At 39.8% G+C, this 23,727-nt stretch carries 19 protein-coding genes and 2 pseudogenes; 8 read left to right on the top strand and 13 right to left on the bottom strand.

Annotated features, from left to right (window positions below; genetic code table 11):
• Nucleotides 1–47: 47 nt before the first annotated feature.
• From CKW02_RS03160 to CKW02_RS03145, 4 genes are all read right to left on the bottom strand, one after another.
• Nucleotides 48–2,249, bottom strand: a complete 2,202-nt coding sequence (locus CKW02_RS03160) for a transglutaminase TgpA family protein (protein ID WP_003213857.1) — start codon at nucleotides 2,247–2,249, stop codon at nucleotides 48–50.
• 9 nt (nucleotides 2,250–2,258) lie between these two features.
• Nucleotides 2,259–3,449 carry a DUF58 domain-containing protein gene (locus CKW02_RS03155; protein ID WP_003213890.1) on the bottom strand — a complete coding sequence of 397 codons (1,191 nt, stop codon included), beginning with the start codon at nucleotides 3,447–3,449 and terminating at the stop codon, nucleotides 2,259–2,261.
• A complete protein-coding gene (locus CKW02_RS03150; RefSeq protein WP_003214081.1) occupies nucleotides 3,446–4,408 on the bottom strand; it encodes an AAA family ATPase in 963 nt (320 codons plus the stop codon). The genes CKW02_RS03155 and CKW02_RS03150 overlap by 4 nt, the downstream gene beginning before the upstream one ends.
• 103 nt (nucleotides 4,409–4,511) lie before the next feature.
• Nucleotides 4,512–5,411, bottom strand: a complete 900-nt coding sequence (locus CKW02_RS03145; RefSeq protein ID WP_003214299.1) for a cation diffusion facilitator family transporter — start codon at nucleotides 5,409–5,411, stop codon at nucleotides 4,512–4,514.
• Between the two features lie 482 nt (nucleotides 5,412–5,893).
• On the opposite strand from CKW02_RS03145, the gene gabP reads away from it, so the two are divergent.
• From gabP to CKW02_RS03130, 3 genes are all read left to right on the top strand, one after another.
• Nucleotides 5,894–7,282, top strand: coding sequence for a GABA permease (gabP, locus tag CKW02_RS03140; RefSeq protein ID WP_003214237.1), 1,389 nt, complete (start codon nucleotides 5,894–5,896; stop codon nucleotides 7,280–7,282).
• A gap of 97 nt (nucleotides 7,283–7,379) precedes the next feature.
• Nucleotides 7,380–8,912, top strand: coding sequence for a multicopper oxidase family protein (locus CKW02_RS03135; protein WP_003213818.1), 1,533 nt, complete (start codon nucleotides 7,380–7,382; stop codon nucleotides 8,910–8,912).
• A gap of 286 nt (nucleotides 8,913–9,198) precedes the next feature.
• Nucleotides 9,199–9,573: a carboxymuconolactone decarboxylase family protein gene (locus tag CKW02_RS03130; RefSeq protein ID WP_003214068.1), complete on the top strand. Its 375-nt coding sequence runs from the start codon at nucleotides 9,199–9,201 to the stop codon at nucleotides 9,571–9,573.
• 217 nt (nucleotides 9,574–9,790) lie between these two features.
• Here CKW02_RS03130 and CKW02_RS03125 read toward each other — a convergent pair whose 3' ends face one another.
• Both CKW02_RS03125 and CKW02_RS03120 read right to left on the bottom strand, forming a co-directional pair.
• Nucleotides 9,791–10,840, bottom strand: coding sequence for a WD40 repeat domain-containing protein (locus tag CKW02_RS03125; protein ID WP_003214431.1), 1,050 nt, complete (start codon nucleotides 10,838–10,840; stop codon nucleotides 9,791–9,793).
• A gap of 74 nt (nucleotides 10,841–10,914) precedes the next feature.
• Nucleotides 10,915–11,283: a cell wall metabolism protein WalM gene (locus CKW02_RS03120; RefSeq protein WP_003213878.1), complete on the bottom strand. Its 369-nt coding sequence runs from the start codon at nucleotides 11,281–11,283 to the stop codon at nucleotides 10,915–10,917.
• Nucleotides 11,284–11,495: 212 nt separating this feature from the next.
• On the opposite strand from CKW02_RS03120, the gene CKW02_RS03115 reads away from it, so the two are divergent.
• The 3 genes and pseudogenes from CKW02_RS03115 to CKW02_RS03105 all read left to right on the top strand — a co-directional run bounded on the left by CKW02_RS03115 (nucleotide 11,496) and on the right by CKW02_RS03105 (nucleotide 13,239).
• Nucleotides 11,496–12,170 (top strand): hypothetical protein, encoded by a 675-nt coding sequence (locus CKW02_RS03115; RefSeq protein ID WP_003214361.1) that lies wholly within the window; start codon nucleotides 11,496–11,498, stop codon nucleotides 12,168–12,170.
• Between the two features lie 127 nt (nucleotides 12,171–12,297).
• A complete protein-coding gene (locus CKW02_RS03110) occupies nucleotides 12,298–12,765 on the top strand; it encodes a hypothetical protein (protein ID WP_003214158.1) in 468 nt (155 codons plus the stop codon).
• A gap of 136 nt (nucleotides 12,766–12,901) precedes the next feature.
• Nucleotides 12,902–13,239, top strand: a pseudogene (locus CKW02_RS03105) (DUF4064 domain-containing protein).
• Nucleotides 13,240–13,263: 24 nt separating this feature from the next.
• Here the strand turns inward: CKW02_RS03105 and CKW02_RS03100 are convergent.
• The 6 genes and pseudogenes from CKW02_RS03100 to CKW02_RS03075 all read right to left on the bottom strand — a co-directional run bounded on the left by CKW02_RS03100 (nucleotide 13,264) and on the right by CKW02_RS03075 (nucleotide 21,604).
• Complete coding sequence (locus CKW02_RS03100; protein WP_003214418.1) at nucleotides 13,264–13,698, bottom strand: hypothetical protein; 435 nt, start codon at nucleotides 13,696–13,698, stop codon at nucleotides 13,264–13,266.
• 403 nt (nucleotides 13,699–14,101) lie between these two features.
• Nucleotides 14,102–15,450, bottom strand: a pseudogene (locus CKW02_RS03095) (IS1182 family transposase).
• A 349-nt stretch (nucleotides 15,451–15,799) separates the two neighbouring features.
• On the bottom strand, nucleotides 15,800–17,365 hold the full coding sequence (locus tag CKW02_RS03090) for a SagB family peptide dehydrogenase (protein WP_003214318.1): 1,566 nt from the start codon (nucleotides 17,363–17,365) through the stop codon (nucleotides 15,800–15,802).
• A 22-nt stretch (nucleotides 17,366–17,387) separates the two neighbouring features.
• Nucleotides 17,388–19,331 (bottom strand): TOMM precursor leader peptide-binding protein, encoded by a 1,944-nt coding sequence (locus tag CKW02_RS03085; protein ID WP_095117755.1) that lies wholly within the window; start codon nucleotides 19,329–19,331, stop codon nucleotides 17,388–17,390.
• Nucleotides 19,328–21,250, bottom strand: a complete 1,923-nt coding sequence (locus CKW02_RS03080) for a putative thiazole-containing bacteriocin maturation protein (RefSeq protein WP_003214404.1) — start codon at nucleotides 21,248–21,250, stop codon at nucleotides 19,328–19,330. The genes CKW02_RS03085 and CKW02_RS03080 overlap by 4 nt, the downstream gene beginning before the upstream one ends.
• A 120-nt stretch (nucleotides 21,251–21,370) precedes the next feature.
• Nucleotides 21,371–21,604, bottom strand: coding sequence for a hypothetical protein (locus CKW02_RS03075; RefSeq protein ID WP_003214331.1), 234 nt, complete (start codon nucleotides 21,602–21,604; stop codon nucleotides 21,371–21,373).
• Between the two features lie 529 nt (nucleotides 21,605–22,133).
• On the opposite strand from CKW02_RS03075, the gene CKW02_RS03070 reads away from it, so the two are divergent.
• Complete coding sequence (locus tag CKW02_RS03070) at nucleotides 22,134–22,361, top strand: hypothetical protein (RefSeq protein WP_003214202.1); 228 nt, start codon at nucleotides 22,134–22,136, stop codon at nucleotides 22,359–22,361.
• A 137-nt stretch (nucleotides 22,362–22,498) separates the two neighbouring features.
• Here the strand turns inward: CKW02_RS03070 and CKW02_RS03065 are convergent, their stop codons facing one another.
• A complete protein-coding gene (locus CKW02_RS03065) occupies nucleotides 22,499–22,660 on the bottom strand; it encodes a hypothetical protein (RefSeq protein WP_003214288.1) in 162 nt (53 codons plus the stop codon).
• A 393-nt stretch (nucleotides 22,661–23,053) separates the two neighbouring features.
• Between CKW02_RS03065 and CKW02_RS03060 the strand changes: the two genes are divergently transcribed.
• Entirely contained in the window at nucleotides 23,054–23,566 is a 513-nt protein-coding gene (locus tag CKW02_RS03060; RefSeq protein ID WP_003214445.1) for a DUF3231 family protein, read from the top strand.
• The last annotated feature ends 161 nt before the right edge of the window (nucleotides 23,567–23,727 follow it).

The raw sequence follows: 23,727 nt of genomic DNA, 5'->3' as shown, positions 1-23,727 counted from the left end.
GTTTTAATATTCACCTATTCTAACAACAGGAAGGTACGCGGTCAAGACTATCTCCTGTTTATTAAATTTTCCCATAACTTTGCGGATTGCCGCCAAAGCATCGTCGCATCCTCTCGTCGATAGAGTGCCCGCTCATAGAGCTGCGTCAGATCTGACATGCGATGATCTCCTTCGTTGTCATCGATCAAAGAAGCAAATTCTCTTAGCGTCATGCCAGGTTTTTTCTCAATTCCCCTGCGCTTCAGCTGCTTTAATAGAGCAGCATACGCATAGAAGAATGCTTCCTCCTCTGGCAGACGTTTCACCTTTCTCACAATAAAGAATGGTAGCCATCTTGCTCTGAATCGATAAAGAAGCCAGCTTATCAATCCTAGAAGGACCATAGCTCCTATCGCGAAACCCAAGATTGAACCAACATGCACCATATTTGGCTTCGCTTGCGCTGTTTGTTTCTTTGGTTCTGCCGGCTGCTCTGTCTCCTGCTGTGGCTGTTCTGCCTGCTGATCTTCGCTTGCATCAGAGCTAGACTGATCTTCTTCCTTTTGATCATCATCTGTCTGATCGCTAGAAACAGCTTCATTCGTAAATGTCTCTGGGTTCGTAAATCCTTTTGTCGGTTCGAAGGTCACCCAGCCTCTGTTTGGAAAATACACCTCTACCCATGAATGCGCATTGTTATTGGTTACTTCATACACATTGTTTCCATCCATCTGTGTTTCATATAATTGACCTGACGTGTACCCTTTCACCCATCTCGCCGGAATCCCGATCGAACGGAGCATCACAATCATAGAGGATGAAAAATTATCACAGTAGCCGATCATCGTATCAAACAAAAATTGATCCACATAATCTTCATTACGACTAGGCACAGCGACATTTTGCGTTTCATATGAAAACTTCGCTGACCCTAAGTAGTCCTCAATCGCTTTAGCCTTATCGTACATATTATCCTTCGTTTCCGTTAAGCTGTTTGCCAATGTTTTCACTCGCTCTGGCAATGAGGAAGGAAGCTGCAAGTATTCACGGCCAACCTCCTGATTGACCTTCTGCTTCGTCGGTACTTTGATGCTCTGCAAATCCTCAAGGATAAATGTAGGAGACAAGAAGGTGACTTGGTAGTTCCCTAAATTTTTCGGCGGATTTTGAATGGATGGGACAATTTTCTCCGTTTTACCCATCATTTGCAGTGGAATGTTTTCCATTGGCATCAGCATGATCGTCCCAATCGGATAGACGGCATGATTAAATCGATAGTTTGATTCCATATCGACTCTCGTTTCGTGCACCTCTGTTTTTACACGCTCGGTAAACCAACGATTCCGCACACTGTTCTCTTTTAGCCGCGTAGGCTTCGTATCATTTGAGGCATCCTCCCAGCCCTTTCCGGTGTAGATACTTTTTGTTTCGACACGAAAGTAGGAAGGCTCCTTTCCGCTCCATTTAAAGACCGGTGTGCGGTCCTCACTAAACGGTCCGCCAAGCGTCGAATCATCTGTACTATATCCCACCTTATTCTGTCCGGCAGAGCCATCTTGATTCGTCACCGCCTTAAAAAATGGGACAGGATCAGGCCATTTCGGATCAGACTTTGGTAAAGAAGCGCCAAGTGTCGCTGACAGAAGAACGAGCGCCAGCATGGGCAAAAACCACTTTAGGCGCGCCTTCTGCGTCACCCGAATGCCTTCAGCCGAACGCAGTCGATCGAAATACAGCAACCCAAGCAGACAAAAACCAAATACCATAATACGAACGATCGCAAAGGTTGCATCATATGGCGTAAACGTATCCAGAATCGTGACATACACAATCGTCATGAGTAAAAAGAAAAAGATACGCTGCTGATAGACCACCCAATAATGAAGCAAGTAGACAAGCAGCCATAGCAAAATATAAAACAATAATGTGCGGAAGGAGGGGTACATGTCACTCCACATGCCTGTGCTCATGAAGGTGATATTATCTTTAATATCACCTAATAATGCAGCCGGATAGCTTGGCTCTGTTTGATAAAAGATCAAATATAAGGCTAGCAAAATCAAGCCAGTACAAATAGGAAACGTCACATACCACTTCAAACGAAAAAATGTAAACAAACATGTAAGCCCTATAAAAATGATGAAATAAGACGTATGACTCGTCTCTGTAAAATCTTGAAGCGGTCGAAGCCACTCCCAAAGCAGCAGAAATGCTACAGCATAATAGATGAACAACTCAAAACGGCTTTGCCGCTGATGCGTATGCAGCATAAATGTTTGTCACCTCACAGTTCTTTCGTGTAGCCGGTCTTCAAATAAAACGGTCGTGCGTATTCCAGATGCCTTGAGCCGGTCTACAAGCTGTTTTTCTTTTGTCGTGAATCGATCCAAGGCTCTCTTCACTAAAAGAACAGTGATGTTCTTTCTGTTTCGATTTCCAAAGAGATTCGCAGCAAGCTCTTCCTGCAGCTGACCCGTGACGACATATTTTCCAGAATGCTGATACTCACTTGCTGCTAACGCCTTATACTCTTGTACGCGAGAAGGTTGATGCTGCACTCTTGTTAAATAATAAAGCATGTCCTGCAAATGAAGTTCTCCTTGATCCACTCGAAAGGCATGCTGATCTCCTAGAGGTACAAGACCTGAAGGCAACCCTTTTTTCACTGCCGATTGTAGAACAGACGCTGCAATAGACACGACGGACTCAAAAACCGCTTCGTCGGTAAAATCAGCAAACACGACAAGATCCTTTGTTTGATTCTGTTCAAATTCCTTCGTCATCAGCTGACCCCTTCTAGCCGTCGTCTTCCAGTCCACCCAAGCAAAACGGTCGCCTTGCTGATATTCCCTTACGCCTGTTGTCACATGGGTCGGTTCATTTAACCACGAGTGAACCGCTTTGCCTCCATTTTCATTCAATGACTCAGCAGACTCCACCTGAAGATCGAGCATTTTCGGATAAACAAGCAGCTTTTTTTCTAACGGAATGATGACTTCTTTCTCCACAAAACCAAACATATCACCCGTTTTGATTCGAACTGCTGACAAATGATGTTCCCCGCGCATGACATCATTCAATTGATAGGAAAAACGCCACGTTTTCCGAAACCAAGGAAACAGCATTTGCTTCATCTCAATTTGTTCCTTTAAATGAAAGGTGTCTGGTGGATCATCCTCAATCAAGACGTAAACGTATGGAAATGGATTTGTCCGCTTGATTTCAAGGTCAACGGACAGTACGTCTCCCGCCTTCAAGCGGGTTTGTTGTAATGTCCTTTTGACTGTAGCGCGCAGCGGAACGAGCGCAAACAGCAAAGCATACAAAGTATATGGTAAAAATGCATAAAAAAGGAACCAGCTCACAAACCCTCCCTGAAACATGGCATAACAAAAGACTGTCGCAGTGAGGATGATGAGCATCATCACCCGTAACCATAATGAAAAAGCGAAACGATGACCTAATTTCATTGAGTCATCGACTTTTGAACTGGCACGCCAATTTGCTCAAGCATTTGTCTCAGCAGTGTCTCCGCCTTCTTCCCTTCATACGTCGCTTCTGAAGTCAAAATCATTCGATGCGGCAATGTATAAGACGCCAAATACTGTACATCATCAGGAATCACATAATCGCGCCGATTCAACAGTGCATACGCCTGAGCCGCTTTCATGAGGGCGATCGATCCCCTTGGACTCACACCTAGATAAACAGATGGATGCTGCCGCGTCGCTTGTGCAATTTCCACAATATATTCTTTAATGGATGCATCCACATGAATGGTCTGAACCGCTTGCTGCAACGCATGGATGTGATCCTTGGTCATGACTGCTTGGAGCGTATCAATCGGGGACTGCTTTTCCTGCAAGTTGAGCACCTCCAGCTCCTCCAGCATGGTCGGATACCCCATTTGCAGCTTGAATAAAAACCGGTCCATTTGTGCTTCTGGCAGCGGATAAGTCCCTTCATATTCCACAGGATTCTGCGTAGCCATGACGAAAAAAGGATCAGCAAGCAGCATTGTTTCTCCGTCCACTGTAACACTGCCTTCCTCCATCGCTTCGAGCAATGCAGACTGTGTTTTGGGAGAGGTCCGGTTGATCTCATCAGCCAAAATAATCTGCCCCATAATGGGTCCTTGCCTAAATTCAAATTCATTTGTCTTTTTATTATAAATCGACACACCTGTCACATCTGAAGGCAAAAGGTCAGGAGTGAATTGGATTCGCTTAAACTCACAGCCAATGGATTTTGCCAAAGCACGAACCATCATCGTCTTCCCAACGCCAGGCACATCCTCTAGTAGCACATGCCCCTTCGCCAAAATCGCAACAAGGCTTAATATCGCAATATCTTTCTTCCCAACCATGACTTTATTGATGTTATCTACGATTTTTTGTAAATCTGAATGCATCGGTTCATCAAATGCCATCCTGATCCTCCTATCACGTTTCCGTTAAATTTCATATAGTCTAACTTTACCATACAACGCGCAATAGCATAAAACATCAACACGTAGAAAAAAAGAAGCCTTCTCACGATGGATAAGACTTCTTCTCTTCTTTTGGCTCACCTGCTGGCTCCATATGAACATGAGAGTGTAAAATATCATGTTCCTTCTTCATTCTACGTTCGATCTCATCTGCAATATCATGGCTTTCTGCAATGTTCAAGTGTGGCTCGACCTCCACTACTACATCCACATGGACCGTACTTCCGAGATACCGTGCCTTAATATCTTTCAAATCGCCCACCCCAGGTGTTGCTTCAATGGTCTCTTTATATTTGGACATATCTTTTATATGAAAACCGTCCGTTAACGAATGAGAAGCATCTCTAAAAATCTCCCACGCCGTTTTACAAATAATGAGCCCAATCACAAACGCTGCAAGCGTATCAATCCATGCCAGTTGAAACTGAGAGGCGATAATCCCTACAAATGTTCCGATACTCACATACGCATCTGATTTATTATCAGCTGCTGCTGCATGAAGAGCTTGGCTATTGATCCGTTTGGACAGATTGCGGTTGTAAATATACACACCATACATCACCACAGCACTTCCTGCTGCCGTCCAAGCTGCGATCATATCGGGCGTTTGATGCTTAGATGAGAAGAGTGACTGGCCTGCACTCAGCAGAACCTGAAGTCCAACAAGCATCATAATAAAGGACGCCACAAGAGACGCAATATTCTCTGCTCTAAAATGACCGTATGGATGATCTTCATCAGGCGGCTTTTGAGAAATACGCAATCCAATCAACACTGCAAGGGATGCAATAATATCCGTCGTATTATTCAATCCATCTGCCGAAAGAGCCTCTGAATGAAACGTATACCCAATCAGAAGTTTCACCGCAGATAAGATCACATAGGCAATGATACTGACCCAAGCACCTGTTTCACCTTGTCTTAATTCGTTATAGCGCTCCATGTCGAACCGCGCCTCCTCACACATCACTTTTCTATTATTTATCTTACAAAGCAAAGCCCGTGTGGGTCTACAGCAACATGATTCGCTTGTGTCAGCAAAATAGGATACATAGAAATGTGTTGACCTAAGTAAACTTATTTTTATAAGGTCAATTGATCTCAAGACCTACTCCCATCAACCTTTTTCCAATTCACTCTGTGATGATCATATTGGCAATATCACTCTTTCTGAGAAATTATCAGAATAATTTTATTTTGAGACACAACTTCTCCCCATCCGATCTTATGCTATTTTTAAGAATGAACAGAGGAAAAAGAGGGAACATAATCTCTCAAATCCTTTATACTTTTTAACATCATGTTAAGAGGTTTGAAATGTCAGTTTGATAACCTGTCCAATGCTGAATGACAATTCAGTATGATAAAATTTAAAATATTCTAAAAACAAATTCTCTATAAGGAGAAATGTTTGGAGGTAAAGACATGTCCAACATGACAAACGGTCTTCAAAAAAATCTGAAAACAAGACATATTTCAATGATCTCCATTGCTGGGGTTATTGGCGCAGGGCTATTTGTTGGTAGCGGCGCTGTCATTCATTCTGCAGGGCCTGGATCCATTCTTTCCTATTCTTTTGCAGGACTTCTCGTAATCTTTATTATGAGAATGCTTGGAGAAATGGCATGCGCCTATCCGACAAGCGGATCCTTCTCACAATATGCGAGCGATGCCATCGGTCCATGGGCCGGCTTTACAATTGGCTGGCTTTATTGGTTCTTCTGGGTGATTGTCATCGCGATCGAAGCCATTGCCGGTGCTGCCATTATTCAGTATTGGTATGGAGATGCACCTGTTTGGCTCACAAGTCTTATCCTCACTATCCTCTTAACATTAACAAATATCTTTTCTGTTAAATCTTTTGGCGAATTTGAATATTGGTTCTCATTAATAAAAGTCGTCAGCATTATTCTCTTTCTACTCATCGGTTTTGCATTTATCTTTGGTTTTGGTGGTCATCATACTGTAGGTCTTGCCAATTTAACGGGGAACGGCGGTTTCCTTCCAAATGGATTCAGCTCTGTTTTACTCGGAATTGTCGTCGTCATCTTTTCCTTCATGGGAACCGAGATTGTGGCAATAGCGGCCGGAGAATCAGCAGACCCGGTCAAGTCTGTGACAACAGCTACCCGCTCTGTTGTATGGCGTATCATCGTGTTTTATGTCGGTTCCATCGCTGTCGTTGTGACCTTGCTTCCGTGGAATTCAGCGAGTATTTTAACAAGCCCGTTCGTTGCGGTATTAGAATACATCGGCGTCCCATCAGCAGCTCAAGTCATGAACGTCATTGTTTTAACAGCCGTTCTATCGTGTTTAAACTCCGGATTGTACACAACGTCCAGAATGCTTTATTCATTGGCAGAAAGAGGCGAAGCACCGAAACGCTTTATGAAAATCAGCAAACGTGGCGTTCCTGTAGCGGCTACAGTTGCAGGCACCTTCTTTTCCTATATCGCCGTCATGATGAACTACTTTTATCCTGAAACCATCTTTTTGTTCTTAGTCAATGCATCCGGCGCGATTGCCCTTCTTGTGTACTTGGTCATTGCTGTTTCACAATTAAGAATGCGCCGTAAAATCGAAAAAGACAATCCAGAACAGCTCAAAATCAAAATGTGGCTATTCCCATACCTCACGTATTTTACCATTTTGGTCATTTGCGCCATCTTGGCATCAATGCTGTTCATCGAATCAATGAGACCGCAGCTCATTTTGACGAGTATCATTACCTTCGGTGTGCTTGCCGCTTATTTCATCTTTAAACCGAATAAAAAAGTACCTGCAAATGCAGCGCTTGAAAATAAACATCCGTAATGCTCCCGCTGAAAAGCGGGTTTTTTATTTTATTCACCTATTTTGATGTCCGCACTTATACTGTATCAAATTGGATTTTAAGTGAGGATTAGATAACATGAACCTAGAAAAATTTGTTGACGAGCTGCCAATTCCAGAAGTTGCGAAGCCCGTCAAAAAGAACCCAAAACAAACGTATTATGAAATCGCTATGGAGGAGGTATTTCTAAAAGTTCATAGAGATCTGCCCCCAACCAAGCTATGGACCTATAATGGCAGTTTGCCTGGTCCAACCATTCATGCGAATCGAAATGAAAAAGTCAAAGTGAAATGGATGAACAAATTGCCACTTAAGCATTTTCTACCGGTCGATCACACCATTCACGAAGGCCATCATGATGAACCAGAAGTTAAAACCGTCGTTCATTTACATGGTGGCGTCACACCAGCAAGCAGTGATGGCTATCCAGAGGCTTGGTTTTCACGAGACTTTGAAGCAACCGGCCCCTTCTTTGAACGGGAGGTGTACGAATACCCAAATCATCAGCAAGCCTGCACATTGTGGTATCACGATCATGCGATGGCATTGACACGATTAAATGTGTATGCCGGCTTAGCTGGATTTTATTTGATCTCAGATGCGTTTGAAAAGTCGCTAGAATTACCGAAGGGTGAGTATGATATTCCGCTAATGATCATGGACCGTACGTTTCAGGAGGATGGCGCACTGTTTTATCCAAGCAGGCCAAACAACACACCAGAAGACAGTGACATACCAGATCCGTCTATCGTGCCTTTCTTTTGCGGAGAAACCATTTTGGTCAATGGAAAAGTATGGCCGTATTTAGAAGTAGAGCCGCGAAAATATCGTTTTCGTATTTTAAATGCTTCCAATACAAGAACTTACGAGCTGCATCTAGACAACGATGCGACGATTTTGCAAATTGGATCTGATGGCGGCTTTTTACCAAGACCTGTTCACCATCAATCCTTTAGCATTGCTCCTGCTGAACGATTTGATGTCATCATCGATTTTTCAGCTTACGAAAACAAAACGATCACCCTTAAAAATAAAGCCGGCTGCGGACAGGAAGTAAATCCTGAAACAGATGCAAACATCATGCAATTTAAAGTCACTCGACCGCTAAAAGGGAGAGCACCTAAAACATTACGGCCTATTTTCAAACCGCTTCCACCACTTCGGCCTTGTCGAGCTGATAAAGAGCGTACGCTCACTCTTACCGGTACACAGGATAAATACGGCCGTCCTATTTTATTGCTAGATAACCAATTTTGGAATGACCCTGTCACGGAAAATCCTCGTCTTGGCAGTGTGGAGGTTTGGTCTATCGTCAATCCAACAAGGGGCACACATCCTATTCATTTACACCTTGTTCAATTCAGAGTGATAGACAGAAGACCATTTGATACTGAGGTCTATCAATCGACAGGGGACATTGTGTATACAGGACCAAACGAAGCACCTCCCTTACATGAACAAGGCTACAAGGACACCATTCAAGCGCATGCCGGTGAAGTCATTCGGATCATCGCTCGCTTTGTTCCATACAGCGGCAGGTATGTGTGGCATTGTCATATATTAGAGCACGAGGATTATGACATGATGCGGCCGATGGATATCATCCAGTAAAATGAAATCACCCTCCCGTCACATGCGTAAACACATGTATTGAGTAACATCATTGGGAAGGGCTAACAGACAGCGATATATTAGCCCTTTCCTTCCTTTTCATTGAATCATTCTAAAATAAAACAATGCATGACTTGAAATGGCATTTATTTGTACATTCAACACTTAAAAAATTGACGCAGCAAACCGATAATACTACTATATACCCATTGCATCTATCAAAAGGCACATTTGCCACAATGAACGAACAAATGGAAAATTGCGATAAAAAACGGAGGAGTTCAATTTGAATGAAGAAAAAGAGACTTGCCAGATCACACAAGAAACAACGGCAGGTAACATAGAGAAGCTTTCAATTCAGAAAAACGAGAGCATTCGGTCAAATATTGAACAGCTAACAATTGAACTCGGTGAACAAAAAGAATTCAACCACTTCATTTTAGATGAAAAACAAAAGGCCATCAGTACATTATCTGCCCTTATTACAAAAGGCGATTGTGATGAAGAATTAAAGACTCATTTTGAACAAGCATTACATATCGGACTTTCTGTCATAGAGATCATGGAGATTATTAAGCACTGTACAAAAGTTGCTGGATTCCCTCACTCCATTAATGCCCTGTTTATCTTTCAAAACTTATTAGACAATAACACCAAATAAATCAGTGAAAACGAGAAGCCATCTGTCCTCTCGTTTTTTTATGTCCACTCATATTACTCTCTTTCTTTTCCTCTGTCACATAAGCAAAATATGAAAATACCACACGTTTCCTACCTTAAGAACTGATTTTCCTTACATAAATTCCTTAATTTCTGCAACATGTTAAACCGCAAAATAAAAAAACGTTCAGTTATATAAAAATAACTGAACGTACCCTTTATCGATTAACAGTGAAATTGTTAACAATCCCGCCATCCTTCTCCCAAACGGCTTCTACTGTTTTCTTCTTGATATTGTATTCAAATATCGTTCTTACCTTTGCTTTTCGACCGGTGTCATCCTTTAATTCCTTTGCGTTTTTAGCAACACCTAAGAAATAAACAGAAGACCCATCAGTAGAAAATTGCGGCTGTGCGGCACTTAAAATATGCACATCCTTACTGTTCTTAACGAGTGTCACCTGTTTTCCTGTTTCTACATCAAGCATTTTAATAGAGGCTACTTCTTTTTCGTTTCGCACCTTCACTTCTGTATAAATCAATGTCTTATGATCTGGTGAAAATGAAATATCATTAATCGTTTGCGAGATACGTGCAATTCGCTTCCCCTTCGTGCCCGTTTGAAGGGTGATCTTCATGGTCGTTGGTTCAGGGTCTCTTCCCTTTTCATTCGCTTCATCGGTTTTCTTGTAATCTTCTTTTAAGGAATAATGCTGGATTGCGAGAAGGTTTGACGCCGGATCATAAGCAAAAGAACTTACCGTGTCATCCTTGCTTTTTTCTGGATACAATACCCTCACTTTGTGTGTGTTCACATCAAACATAGCAACATAAAATTGTTCCCCGGAATCCTTATTATATCTAAGAAATAACTGTTTCCCGTCTCCAGACAGCCTCATACTGTCGATGGAATCTTCACTCGTAAATAGCGTTTTTTCTTCATCCGTTTTTACATTCAGTTCTCGAATACTCACTTTTTGCGTGTCTTCATCCGTATACGTGTAATATAAAAGCTGTTTCGTAGAATCATAAGCAATCGAAGGATAGGCTGTCAGTTTCTCCGTATGAAGCGCCCGGTCATGCAAGTAATACGTATTGTTTAACTGTTGATCTGTAAATGAAACGAGTAATTCGTCTTTTGCATCCTGATTTGTTTTCACTTTTACCGCATGCTTCGGCTCTTGCCCCGGCTTCATCATAAAGAAAATGATGGCCGCAATCACTGCGACTCCGATGACCGTGATGATCCACCATGTTGATTTTTTCATTGCCTTTTCAGACCCTCTCTACAAGAAAAGAAGCCAGAAAATGAACTTTTCCCGCTTCTTTGCATGCCTATGTATTAATAAGTGTAATGTCCTTTTACGACACCTTTACTTGTTTTATACCCTAGTGCTTTGAATGCTTTAGGACTGACGTCTAATACAGCGTTTGGCATTCTACCTACATCATATTTATATACTGTAATCACTTTATGTGGTTTCGCTTTTGTTGTCACTCTTAGTTTTGTACCTTTTTTTGGTACGTCAAATCCCATTTTAGTTGCTGCATCCCAATGACCGAGTTTTTTTCCATCTGCGCCTTTTTTACCGACACCATTATACCAAGTAATATTGCCGCTTACTTTTTTTGCACTTGCTCCATGTGAGAAACTAAACGCCAAAAATAAACTAGCTACTGTTACGATTGTCGCGATAAGCTTTTTATTCATTAAAAAATCCTCCGTATTTGGTTTCTGCACTTATTATACATGAAGATGCCCCCAGTTATTTTACAGTCACATTACAATTCGAATACAAGTTGACCACTTTTTTATGACTGATTTTGTTCACAAAAAATACCAAAATCAGTCAGAACAATGTAAGTAGCCCCTCTCTTTCATTTTATATAATAAAAGGGAATCCAATATAAGGAGGAATTTTCATGAAAAAATGGTTTATTGTTTTGAGTGTAAGTTTGACCTTCGTTTTGATGCTATCAAGTATCCCCGCATCTGCAGCTGGTCCACGTCACGGCGCGATTGTGACACAAACGGATGAGGCAAAATGGTCAGGTATCTCGGCTGATATTGTGCTGCCGAAAACAGCTACCATTAAAAATGGCTATGCGGACTGGTACCTCGGTCTCGGCTCTGCCGTTATAGAGAGCGGTATTTCAAAAACGTCTTCTGGCTATAAGGTCTTTCTAGGCAGCGGCTCACAAGGTGGCAGTCAATATTGGAACAGTGAATATGATAAGAGCATTAAGGATGGTGCACGTGTCAACTTAAAGCTCATCAACAATGGTGATGGCACAGTGTCACTATACGTCAATGGGACATTGCGCTATAAACAGCCTATTTACAAGCCTAGCCGTTTGAAAAACCTCGATGTCGTCAAAATGGTACATGGCGTACAAGATAATGGAACAAACAGCTACTCACAAGCAAGCTTCTCAAATGTACAGCTTCGTGCGAATACTTCAGGTAGTGTCTATAAAAATTGGGATGGTTCCATCAAATCATCGCTTTTACGTAAGAATTTAGAGTCTGGTGCTCCGGCTCCTAAATTCACTGTCATTTCTTCTGTTCCATTAAGTACAAGCCTTTCAGCACAATAAGAAAAAAAAAAGCGCCCTTTTTGGGTGCTTTTTATTGTTCACAGCTTATCAACACTTCTCTTTTAATCAAAACAAGGATTCGTGGTAACATAAACATACATACTTCGAAGAAAAAAGGAGAACGAACGTGAAAAAAAGTCTACTTGTTTTCATGAGCCTAGTTGCAAGTCTCTTCATGCTAGCAGCTTGCTCAAATACAACAAACGAACAAAAAACAGAAACGAAGGCACTTCCAACGATCAATGAACGCATTCAAAAAGAAACGAAAGAAGTCATGGAGCAGTCTAAACTTATAAAAGACACGGACATCACCGTTGATCAAAAGAAAAAAATCATTTCTTTAAACGTAACAGCTTCTTCTGATACCAATAGTGATTACGCTGAAGTCATCGGTTTAAACTTTGCCAAGACGCTGGCCATTGGAGCATCAACTGAAAAAGAAAACAACTTGCACAAACCGGAAAATGACAGCCTCGGCGCCCTTTATTCCTTTTACGACCTAAACATCACCGTAAAACAAGAAAACGGCAAAGTGCTGGCAAAGGGAAAGAAAAAGACAAATGAAACAAAAATCACATGGGAAAGAGCCCAATAACTGGACGAGAAAATCCTTTATGGATTTTCTTGTTTTTTAACAAAACTATTAACATTATGAAAGAAATGCCGATTAGTAAGATTGTGCTAGTTCTTTAGTACCGATAATTATTATTTACATATCGAAGGAAAGTATTATGAAAAGAACGACGGAATTTGTATTTTTGGATTTTTCAGCGCAATGTTCGCTCTTGCTTTCGGGGGAATCGATGCGGCATTTAGCGATTCAGACACCAGTGAAATTACAGGATTAGGCTGGGCAGCAATGCTTTTCTCTATTCTTGCCATTGTCGCATCTGTCATCGTAAAGAAAAAAGCAAAGCTTGGTGGAATTTTATTATTAGTATCTGCTGTTGGTGGAATCATTTCTATTTCTATGTTCTTTATCCTTCCAGCTGTATTAATCATTATCGCAGGCTGTATGGGCGTGTTTAGAAAAGACCCTGTGGTCAATAACACAGCTGCATCAGAATAACGAGGGAAGCTTGTAGAGATCGCTCTACAAGCCTTTTTTCTCTACTCTTTTTAATTCAAATTGAATGGCATCAACTAGCTCTATTATCTCTTGATCTACCCAAAGATCTAGGATAAATAACATATCGTTCATCAGCTGTAACAGACCCTCATGGCTCATCAACTTTTCTTTATAAAATGGAACAACAAAAAAATAAAGTAGGTCAACCAATTCAAGAACGACACGAACATCTTTTTCTTCCATGATGGCTTTATGCAAAGATTGAATAAGCCACTTGAGGTCACCAAGATTTTCAATAGGTACATACATCAGTTGATGAATTTCATTGGTGTCCTTTATCTTTAAAATCTTCTCAGCAGATTCCTTCGAAAGAGCACCAATTGTATTTGAAGATATATTCAGAAACAAGAATTCATGTTGATCTTCTCTATTTACCGTCTTGATTGATGAACCATCCATCCCAATCACTCCCAATCTCTTATAGTAATTCTATTATAAGGAAATTCAATCTTGTTTTAAGTCATCAGAAGTGGATTTTATGTAATTTTAAGCTAACTGGTTCATAAAAAAAAGAGACTATTCAGCTCTCAAAACAATTATTTTCTATTATTATCATTTTTTGTTGATTTATCGGAGGTTTCATTTGTTGTAAGATTAATAAAAAATGACACTGATGAAAATACAGTGTTAACTAGTCAGGGAAGATTTGGATATAAGAATAGGTAATCAGTAAAGAGTCAAAAAAGAAAACAGAGAATTAATTCTGTTCAGATTGTAGAGAAACTCATGTTTTTCTACAATCTTTTTTATTTTCAACGTAATGATGATGGATGGAATTGAATGAAAAAGGCCTCCCACACACCTAGCCTAGCTTCGCTAGGTGTAGGGCAATCTTCTTCATGTTCTGGCACGCAGCTGTGAGAAGAACTTGCTCACTCACATTCTGTTTTCCTCTCAACCGGCAATAGCGAAGCCCGTGCAGTTGTTTTGAATCTGCAAAGCTTCGCTCTATTTTTTCTTTTCTCTTTTTATATAGCTTTTTTCCAGAGACAGACAGACGATTTTGTCTAATCTTTTCTTTGTGTTCCTCCCATACATGTCTTGAGATCACTTTTTGATGATTTTTCGATCTTGTACAGCTTTCAAGGAAAGGACACGAGATGCATTTTTTAGGGTCTGATTTGTAGTACCTATAACCTTTTCGATCAGTTGTCGTATATAATAGCTTCTCACCATTTGGACATATGTAATGATCATATTCAGAATCATACTGGAATTTCCACTTCTCAAATAATCCTCTTGTTGGATGAAAGCGTCTATGTGCGATGACACCAAAAATACGGCGATCGGATAAAGCTTTACAGATTGGCGTTGTCAAATAACCAGAATCAAGGGCAACCGCTTCTACTTGAAAACCAAATCGGGCGATTTGGTGATCCAATCGATCAAGGTACGGAACGGAATCATGGACATTGCCGGGTGTGACATGTGCATCCGTGATGATATTGTACTTCATATCCGTTGTACGGTGGTCTAGAAAAAGCCTTCCGGTTTGTTTTCACGATAAAGATAGCCACTTTCAGGATCAGTCGTACTTTGGCGAATGTCTTTTTTCGTTTTCACCTCCTCTTTTACCTATAAGGGCTTTTTTCCGTGTGCCACCCGATCTTCTTGGACCGCTTCTTCTAATTCATTTATATAGTTCTGGGTATCTTGTTCAATCGTTTTTCTCGTATATTTATGTTTATTGGCATTGGCTTTAAGATGAGTTGAATCAGTAAAAAGAACGCGGCCTCCTACCATGTCATGATTGATGGCTTGGAGCACAATTTCATCGAAAATATCTTGAAAAATCGTTGTATCTTTAAACCGAGTACGACGATTCCAACTAATGGTGGAGTGATGAGGAACGGGATCATTGATGTTCAAACCTAGAAACCATCTATACGCCATGTTATAGTAAATTTCTTTTTCAAGTTGTCTTTCAGAACGGATACCGTACAGGTATCCAATAAACATCATTTTGAACAAAATAAGTGGATCAAGAGAAGGACGACCTTTATTCTCACTATAATATGGTTTGACTTTGTCTATGATAAATGAAAAATCAATGTATTGATCAATTTTACGAAGCAGGTGATCCTCTTCGACCAGTTGATCTAGTAATACAAATTCGGCTTCGTGCTGAGAAGAATTTCTAGTGTGGAACATGAGAAAAAACACCTTCCTTTAGTGGGCTTTTCTCTATTATAAAATGAAGAGATGGAAACTTTAAGGAAAAAAATAAAGCTGTCGAGATTTTCTCGACAGCCTGCAGAGAATTAATTCTGTTTTCTTTTTTTGAGTATCTACTTAAGTTTTAAAAATGCGAAGATAAGGATATAGCTATAATTTTTTGACTATAAACTATATATTTTTGTTTAGCATTCTATTTTAATTATCCTTATAAAAAGATATTAAAATCTTGATAATATTTTTTAATACAGTCAGTTACAAAAGTATCCCTCAAGTAGTAAGGAAAACCCCTAATTCAGTTATGCGAATGAAGGAAGATTTGTTCTTAATTATGCAAGCTCCCCTGTAATCTAGGATGAGGCCGGAAGCAACCGATAGGAATTTGGAGCAAGCTTGTTTTACCTTTTTCATTCATTTTATATAGGTCATCATATGAAGTTACATCAAATCCTAGAAGTGGATGCCCACCCATATTTAATGCCGAAGCTGCCAAAAGCAAGTGTTGGGATAGGATTCCTGCTTCCATCTGTTGAATTCGGTATCCCCTACATCCATATGCACTTTGGTAATGATCCTTACGACCAACCACATTGAAGGAAAGTGGAATTTGAGACATATTCACCAATTCAGTAAACAGTCCATATTGTAAGCGACTGCGGAAATCTCCGTATTGAATTGTTTTTAGAGCATGAATAGAACTGTCATAGCAAAAAGCCCCATTAGTTATACCTTCAACGTTATAAAAGCAACTATATAGTGAAATGCGGAAAGGAGGTTTCTGAAATGATTCATCTAAATCATTTCGATAAGAAAATGTTGTGACTATTTCCGAGAAAAGAATTGACAATTTATTCTGGTTTATTTGCTCCAGCATAAAATCCATTCCGGGTGAATATCTATTTCGACAGGCGGAAGAGAAATCATAGGACAACTTATTTACACGGGGTAGAAAAATAAGCGAGCTACTTGACCCTTCATTCGTTTCTTTTTCAATTTGCTGAAGAGATGGAAATGAGTCAATCATGCAAGCTTCGTTCATCTTAATAAGCAAAGGATATTCTTTATTTTTCTGAGAACGTATGCAATGACGTTGTTCAAGTGATATTAGTTCGGTGCATAATTGAGTAGCAGAGGAGGGCTCTTCTACATCATTATTATTAAACCAGTTCATCAATGGATCGATTGAAAGAGGAATAACAGCATAAACACTTTCATTCAGCTCCGAGATTCCTAAAAGGTGATTGATGGCTCGATCAATGAATTGGTAATAAACTCCTGTTTCGAAACCGAATCGTTTTCCTACTTCTAGAAGCTGACCGATAACAAATCCGGTGTCAAGCCCTTGCAACCGATAAGAAAAGTTATGATATTTGAAAAAATTTTTCCAAAAAATCGTTGAAATGAAAACAGTACCAAAAGAAGAGGAAATATCACAACGATTGCCTAGAGCCCGCCATAAGTAGGTATCGAAATTTCCTTCCCTCAGGAATACTAAACGATGGTGTGCTACGTCATAGTGATATATTCCTTGAGGTATATCCTCTATTTTTAAATAAATATATAGTTCATTCGGATACAAGGCACCGCCGGAAGGAATAAAGCGTCGAAACGTTGGCGGTACTTCCGTTTGTTCAGTAAAATGTAGGGTTTGGCTAAATTGTGTCAACCCAAAAGTATACCAAAGAAAATGTCCAATTTCTTGAAGAGTTGGTTTTGAAGAACTCTTCTTTTGTTTAAGATTAAGTGGAATATCGGAAGGTAATTGAAACGTTGGTAAACCCCGATAAAGTTTATATGGAAGCGGGGCATCTTCCCAATTCACCACCCAGTCCTGCGGCATTATTTTATCATTTTCATAATGAAGATTGTGCAAAAAATCGTCTAGATTCATTTCTTTTCCCCCTTGAAATCGCTTATGGAAACGGGTGTGGATATTGGTTTAGCTGACTGAACTTTAACGGCTTTTTCGAATATCCAAGTTCCACTGGTACGTTCATTAGCCTATCTAGCCCTGTAAGACGGGTAAGGTGGTACCCAAATGTCATGGGTAGCATCCCAGGTATCAGTACTTTTACACAATATAAAGAATTTCGTTTTAGTTCAGGAGTAGTTTGATCAACAACAATTACATCAAGCTTCAATTGCTTAAAAACGTCTAGTATATCTTTTAAATCATCCAATAAATCAGCATGTTTACAAATTGGACTAAACTCCTGTTCAAAGCTTTGCAAAGGACGCTGATTATCGAGTAGGAATGATAAGCGTTCCTCGGCTTCGGTTAAACCGTACAGCATGGAATGGTCCTCCATATGAAAAACGAGATATGGATTATTATACATCTGCAAATATTTCTCCCTATTCTTTTCAATTTTATCGTCCATTGTTAGAAGCATGCCTGACAGCTCATGAACTGCTCCTTTCGCAGCTTTTAGAGAGTCAATGTGGGCTCCAGCTGCACATAAAAGATTCAAGCCCTTATGTTTCGTATTTTTGGCAATAGCCCAAATACTTGGAATGCGATTCTCAGTAGTAGAGTTAAATAAATGAACGTCAAATCCAGCTACTGTTTGTATACGCTGTATCATCAACTTTAACTCTCGGCTATTTGTAGAATAAGGATCAAGACGGGGAATGGGAAGCTTGCCGTACCAGGTCATAAGAAACGAATCTCGCTCTACGATTTCAAAAATGCCATAAAGAATCGCCTCTTCTAAACTTCCGCCTAGCGCACAGCCATTAGAATTTTCATAAACAAAGTCTTCGCTACCTCCCAAGCCGTAATAGGCAAGGGTCTCTGGAACTAAAATCGGTCGATTTTGTGTTAAAGAATAGCCCCAAACCCAATTAATTGGAAGGTTGGGATCAAATGGTCTAAAAGGAAACCCAGGTGTAGCATATTGTTTCTGTGAATGGAGTCCGATGGTATAAGGGTTAAGAGCCTGTTTTTTTAACTTATAATATGGCTCATGAACAATGGTTCTTTTTCCTCGTGGTGCGAAGCCACAGTATCTCTCCAATCCTTCTAAAATGGCTGCCGTCTCACTTGCTACATAGGAATGGGTACGTCCAGCGGTTAACTCATTACCTGACAGTAAAGGAAGGTTTACAATGGTGTCAGCAAAAGGGGAAATGAGGTCATACCTTTTGCAATTCAAAAAACCAGTCCTGAAATCTAAATAATCTTTCGCTAGAACCTTCTCAAGATCCTCTATTGGACGACAACGATAACTTTCAATATTTTTCTTCGGGCATGATTTAAGCGTGATTCGTGCGTTAGTAGCAGTATCATTGGGTAAATTACCACAAACAGGGCAAGACGGGTCAGGCAAAAATAAATGACTGGACATCATTAATGTATTCAAATTGAGAAGAAGTATTTTTTCATATGTTTTGGCCCCTTCACCCTTTAGAAACCTATGAACTTCTTCCTGGATTAAATAAGAAGTTTGTAATAGTCCAAGAGTCGTTGCCCAGGGGTCTCTGGAGAAATCAGTTTGACTCATCTTATATTTTTTTATTTGGAACATTTCTTTTCGATCAGGACCGGTCATAAAACGGCGCATATCCGCACATTGAGAACAGGCCTGTTTGTTAGGAAGAACAAGCGGTCCAATGACTGCCTCACCAAATGAAGCAAACCCTCGAAGCCAAGGGGTTTCGCAGGATCGGTACATCTCATCCGCTTTAATATGTTCATATGGAAGCCAGGAATCATGTAGTACTAATGCCAAGTCTTCTTGATTGGGAACGACTTCTTCTAAGTGTGACCAACGTGTGATTTGATAATTTACAGTCAATTGTTCGCTTACAAGATCAGCTAAAATTCCTTTTCCAATAATAGTAATGGAAGAGCTCATTTAAGTTTCTCCTCTCTTACCGAAATCCCATAAATCCCAGCCGTTCTCTCTTTAAAAATTGGCTCTAGATTGAGATCAAAGATGTGTACTCGCTTTTTGTTCTGCCTTAATAGTTGTAAAGATGAAAGAAATATTTCCTTTTGTGGTCGCTCTTCTAAAGAAGGAACCGGAAAACTCATCGATGAATTTTTCCGCAAATTAACGGCGGAAACCACAATGCCATAAGGGGTACGGAAGTTTTCTTTATTTTGTGCATCCATAATAGCAATTTGTAATGCTCTGCTTATGGCCATTGTCAAATCCAATCCACAGCTTCCATACCAATAACCATTTGAACCAACCCAAACTACAGGGAAACCAAACACGTCATTGCCCAAATGAATTTCTGGGTCAGCCCTCAATGTTGTCAGCGTCCGCAGAAGAAATCGGCAACGTTTATCTTCTATTGAGCCCAATTCTAATATGAATGCAGGGACCATTTGGATATCTACCTGTTTTACAAACTCCTCACTCAACCAATTTTGCAGAGCTCTGCATAAACTCTCCGCAGCAGTTTCACCTGTTCCTATACCACATGATTCAAAATGTCTTAAATGTTTATTCAAGATAGAATCGTCGTTCACAAAACCTCTAATATAAGATTCAATTCCATACAGTCCTGCCTCGCGACGAGCTTCTTCATGTGTGAGCCCTGAACAGACAAACTGGGGGGATAGTTGGGCAGGACCTTCCGAAAGAGGATCAACTGCTTGAACTTTGCATTGTGATAACGGGAGCTGTATTAAGTCTGCTTCCTCCCAAAGATGAAAAACACCAGATTCTTTTGAGGTCAGCTCGTTAAACAAGGAATGTAAGTCCCGTTGTTTGATTTGATTTTTCTCTATTAATGGAAGGGGATCTTTAATATGTTCAGTATAAGCACTACCAGTCACAAGGGGGTGGGGGAGGAATGTGTGCCAGTTTCCCTCAAGAGTTTCTAAATTAAGGAGGTAAAATTGTTTTTCTTTTTTGTTCATTACCCCAGTGATTTTTTTGAAAAGTTCAAAAACCATTACATTTGCTAATAGAGCCCCTGCTGTTGGTGAGAAGGAATTAGATAGATTATTCTCTTCACACGGTCGTTGGTGTAACCTACGATACACAGACTCCCAGCATCCTTCTGATTCCGGATGAACAAGTGGGCCAGCAAAGGCTACTCCTTGTGAAATAGTAATCGGAAGAAAATCCTTCTTTTCCTCCTTGCAAATAGCTTGAATCAAACGAAGCTGGGCTAAATCATCATCCAGTGATCCATATAAAATCGAATTAAATGGCTTCAAACTTAACCTCCATGAATTATTGTCAGGCTTTAAGAAGTTAATCTCAGTATCTGGCTCTGATTTGCGGGCCTCTGATATAGTTTCCTCAATCCGACGCAGATCAGTCTGAGGGAAGTTAGTAATGATTATGCTGAAGTTAGTAAGCCCCGATCTAATCAATGATATAACGAGAGAGAGGAGAAGCGGACCTGAACCAATCACTAATACTTTCGCCTGACGGTAAGTTTGGAACCGATAACCTCCTGAATCACTGATATTGTCTAAAAATTCTATTTCAGAAGCGTATTTATTAAGAATTGTGTCAGAAAGCTGATGGGTGAGGTCGTGGCTTACATCACGCACAAAACCATTTTTATACAAAACTTGTGCTATTTCATACACTCGATTCTTGTAAGCATCCGGTAAACTGTTAGTTAAATATTCAAGTGTATTGGTTCCATCAAAAACAGGAATTAATTTTTCAATCCATTGGTGAATTGTTTCGCCTTCCATTCGGAATGACGTTAAGTTATTACGGAAATACACACCTTTATTTGAATCGGGGAGAAAAAAAGTATCTCTATTTACTTTTAAGCGCATTGAAGGATTTATTTTTTTCATGATACTCCTCCTTTTCACCAGTTTCATTAAACTTTCTTTCATCGTTTAATATTATGGATCACTTTTGTCCTTTATGTTTGTACATAATATAAAAGCCCTGCAATGATAAATGCAGGGCAATCAATTTATAATTAGATAGGGATGCCTTTTAAGATTGACCGCCGCTGCAATGACCGCCGCCACCGCCGCTGCAATGACCACCGCCACTGCAATGATGACTACAATGATGATTGCAGTGGTAATGACAATGATGGCTGCAATGATGGCTGCAATGATGGCTGCAATGATGATTGCAATGGTAATGACAATGATGACTGCAATGATGATGATCACTGCACTGACGAGCTTGATCAACTACGTATGGGTACTGAGTATACCAGGGTACAGCACTGCTGACATTTAAATCACCGACACCTAATCCCTGGAGATCCCATTGGAAACTATTCAACAAAAAAACCTCCTCATTCATTTTGTATGGGCTGAAATATTTGAACGGAACAAATAGAATTCCCTCATAATACAGATATTTCACTGATAAATCCGCTCATATTCCCCATAACAATATATGGAGTACGCTTGAACTAAGTTACTTAATAAATTTTAATTATCAAACTTACCACAAATTTATTAACTTAGTTTTTTATAATATATTAATAATAAAAGGATTAATCTTTTTTGACCTCATTCTGACCATGAAACATATAATAAGGTAGAATGTTTCATTTCACTATTATTTAATAAAAGCGAACGGAGTCTTGCCATTATGATAAATGTATTGTTTCATCTTTCTTCCTATTTTATAAACAAATAAAAGAACGTAGAAAATACGACAGATAAAGTTCTAAACTTCCATCTAGATCAAGGTAAAGCTGTAGCTGGAAGCATGCAATTAGATACGAATATGTTTATGACTGACGGTGATATTGGTGGAGAAGTTGAAGGTGGCGTTAAACAAGATGGCGTCATTCAATTCTTAGCTCCTGAAGGCAAAGAAATCAACATTAAAAACATCAAAGAATTAAAACTGAAATTTGGAGATGTCACAACTGACGATTACATGAATAGTAAAGATGTGACATTCACAGTTAAAGTAAACCAAATGTTTCATTAAAGCCCTTGAATGATGAGGGCTTTTTTATTTATCACCACTAAAAAACACTTTCCTAGTAGAAAGTGTTTTTGTTTATAAGTAACGTTCTCATTCATTTTTAACGCTTCATAAGAATAACTGATCTTTCGAGAAGCTTCTTACATGGAACTCTTTTTCATCGCCTCAGCCATTTCCACTTCACCCTCTGCTTCCAGCTTTTCAATGATGCAGGCATAATCCCTTTCGTGGCGATTTTGACTTAATTTGAAAGCAGTCTGAACTTTATTAATGATGATCTTAAAGCCTACAATGCCTTTCATTTGTTCTCGTCCCCATAAGGAAGGCGAGTACCTTCTTAGTGGTATCCATCCAAAAAATAAAAATCTCTAATCATCGTGAACAAAGGTGGTTTAGGTAACCGAAAGTCTTTGAGCATGTTGGTCTTTAAATTCTATACGCAGAGTTTCCAAATTTTCTTATCATGTATAATTTGCTAAACCTGCAGTTCCCTTCCTCTTTCATAACATAATCTCCAGTTTTATTAGCCACTATTCGTTAGAAGTCCACATAGGTTGAAATTAGAATTTATACCTTTGATCACCATCATTTAAAATGATGAATATCATGGTTTAATTTAGGAACTATAAAAAGGTGACCAATCGTAAAGAAAGGAAGGTCGCTCAATGAATATTTTACAACTAGGGAGGATGACAATGGGAATTTTAAGTGGAAATCCAACGGATGAACCTATGCACTATGGCGAAGTGTTTGGTACATGGTCTTACTTGATGGTAGCTAAAAGTTTAGTTGCTGGTTATCAAACCCACTTAAACCATGCAGGTGACGAAGACTTACAAAAATTAATTGAAGAAGCTATTCAAGGTGCGCAACAAGAAATCAAAGAAATTGAAACTTTACTAAAAGAAAATGGAATTGGCTTACCTCCAACACCTCCTGAACGACCTAAAGCTTGTATAGACGATATTCCAGTAGGGGCACGTTTTCAAGATCCAGAAATAGCCGCTGGTCTTTCGGCGAACATTGCGTCAGGATTAGTATCGTGTAGCACAATTATGGGGCAATCCATTCGAGAAGACATTGCTATGATGTTTGGACAGTTTCATACTCAAAAGGCAGCATTTGGAGCAAAAGTCCTTAGACTTAATAAAGAAAAAGGATGGTTAATTCCACCACCTCTTCATCATAGCAAAGCAGAAGATTGCTAATCATAAGATGATTAAACATTAAAGAGTAAGCCGATTTTAGGGTTTACTCTTTTCTTGCTAAGCCTTGAACTTTCTACAAAATGAAAATTTCTCCTTCAATCTCTCTATAACCTCTACATTTTGCCATTCCCATCAATTGTCTCTGAGCCTACATCATCTAG

It is taken from the genome of Bacillus pumilus (assembly GCF_900186955.1).
Classification (GTDB): Bacteria; Bacillota; Bacilli; order Bacillales; family Bacillaceae; genus Bacillus; species Bacillus pumilus.
The sequence above is the reverse complement of the archived record's forward strand: the minus strand, read 5'-3'. Positions and strand labels throughout refer to the sequence as shown.

Coding starts and splice junctions, on each gene's coding strand:
- CKW02_RS03160 (WP_003213857.1), bottom strand. CDS start 2,249: ATGCTGCATACGCATCAGCGGCAAAGCCGTTTTGAGTTGTTCATCTAT.
- CKW02_RS03155 (WP_003213890.1), bottom strand. CDS start 3,449: ATGAAATTAGGTCATCGTTTCGCTTTTTCATTATGGTTACGGGTGATG.
- CKW02_RS03150 (WP_003214081.1), bottom strand. CDS start 4,408: ATGGCATTTGATGAACCGATGCATTCAGATTTACAAAAAATCGTAGAT.
- CKW02_RS03145 (WP_003214299.1), bottom strand. CDS start 5,411: ATGGAGCGCTATAACGAATTAAGACAAGGTGAAACAGGTGCTTGGGTC.
- gabP (WP_003214237.1), top strand. CDS start 5,894: ATGTCCAACATGACAAACGGTCTTCAAAAAAATCTGAAAACAAGACAT.
- CKW02_RS03135 (WP_003213818.1), top strand. CDS start 7,380: ATGAACCTAGAAAAATTTGTTGACGAGCTGCCAATTCCAGAAGTTGCG.
- CKW02_RS03125 (WP_003214431.1), bottom strand. CDS start 10,840: ATGAAAAAATCAACATGGTGGATCATCACGGTCATCGGAGTCGCAGTG.
- CKW02_RS03120 (WP_003213878.1), bottom strand. CDS start 11,283: ATGAATAAAAAGCTTATCGCGACAATCGTAACAGTAGCTAGTTTATTT.
- CKW02_RS03115 (WP_003214361.1), top strand. CDS start 11,496: ATGAAAAAATGGTTTATTGTTTTGAGTGTAAGTTTGACCTTCGTTTTG.
- CKW02_RS03100 (WP_003214418.1), bottom strand. CDS start 13,698: ATGGATGGTTCATCAATCAAGACGGTAAATAGAGAAGATCAACATGAA.
- CKW02_RS03090 (WP_003214318.1), bottom strand. CDS start 17,365: ATGAATCTAGACGATTTTTTGCACAATCTTCATTATGAAAATGATAAA.
- CKW02_RS03085 (WP_095117755.1), bottom strand. CDS start 19,331: ATGAGCTCTTCCATTACTATTATTGGAAAAGGAATTTTAGCTGATCTT.
- CKW02_RS03080 (WP_003214404.1), bottom strand. CDS start 21,250: ATGAAAAAAATAAATCCTTCAATGCGCTTAAAAGTAAATAGAGATACT.
- CKW02_RS03070 (WP_003214202.1), top strand. CDS start 22,134: ATGCAATTAGATACGAATATGTTTATGACTGACGGTGATATTGGTGGA.
- CKW02_RS03065 (WP_003214288.1), bottom strand. CDS start 22,660: ATGAAAGGCATTGTAGGCTTTAAGATCATCATTAATAAAGTTCAGACT.
- CKW02_RS03060 (WP_003214445.1), top strand. CDS start 23,054: ATGGGAATTTTAAGTGGAAATCCAACGGATGAACCTATGCACTATGGC.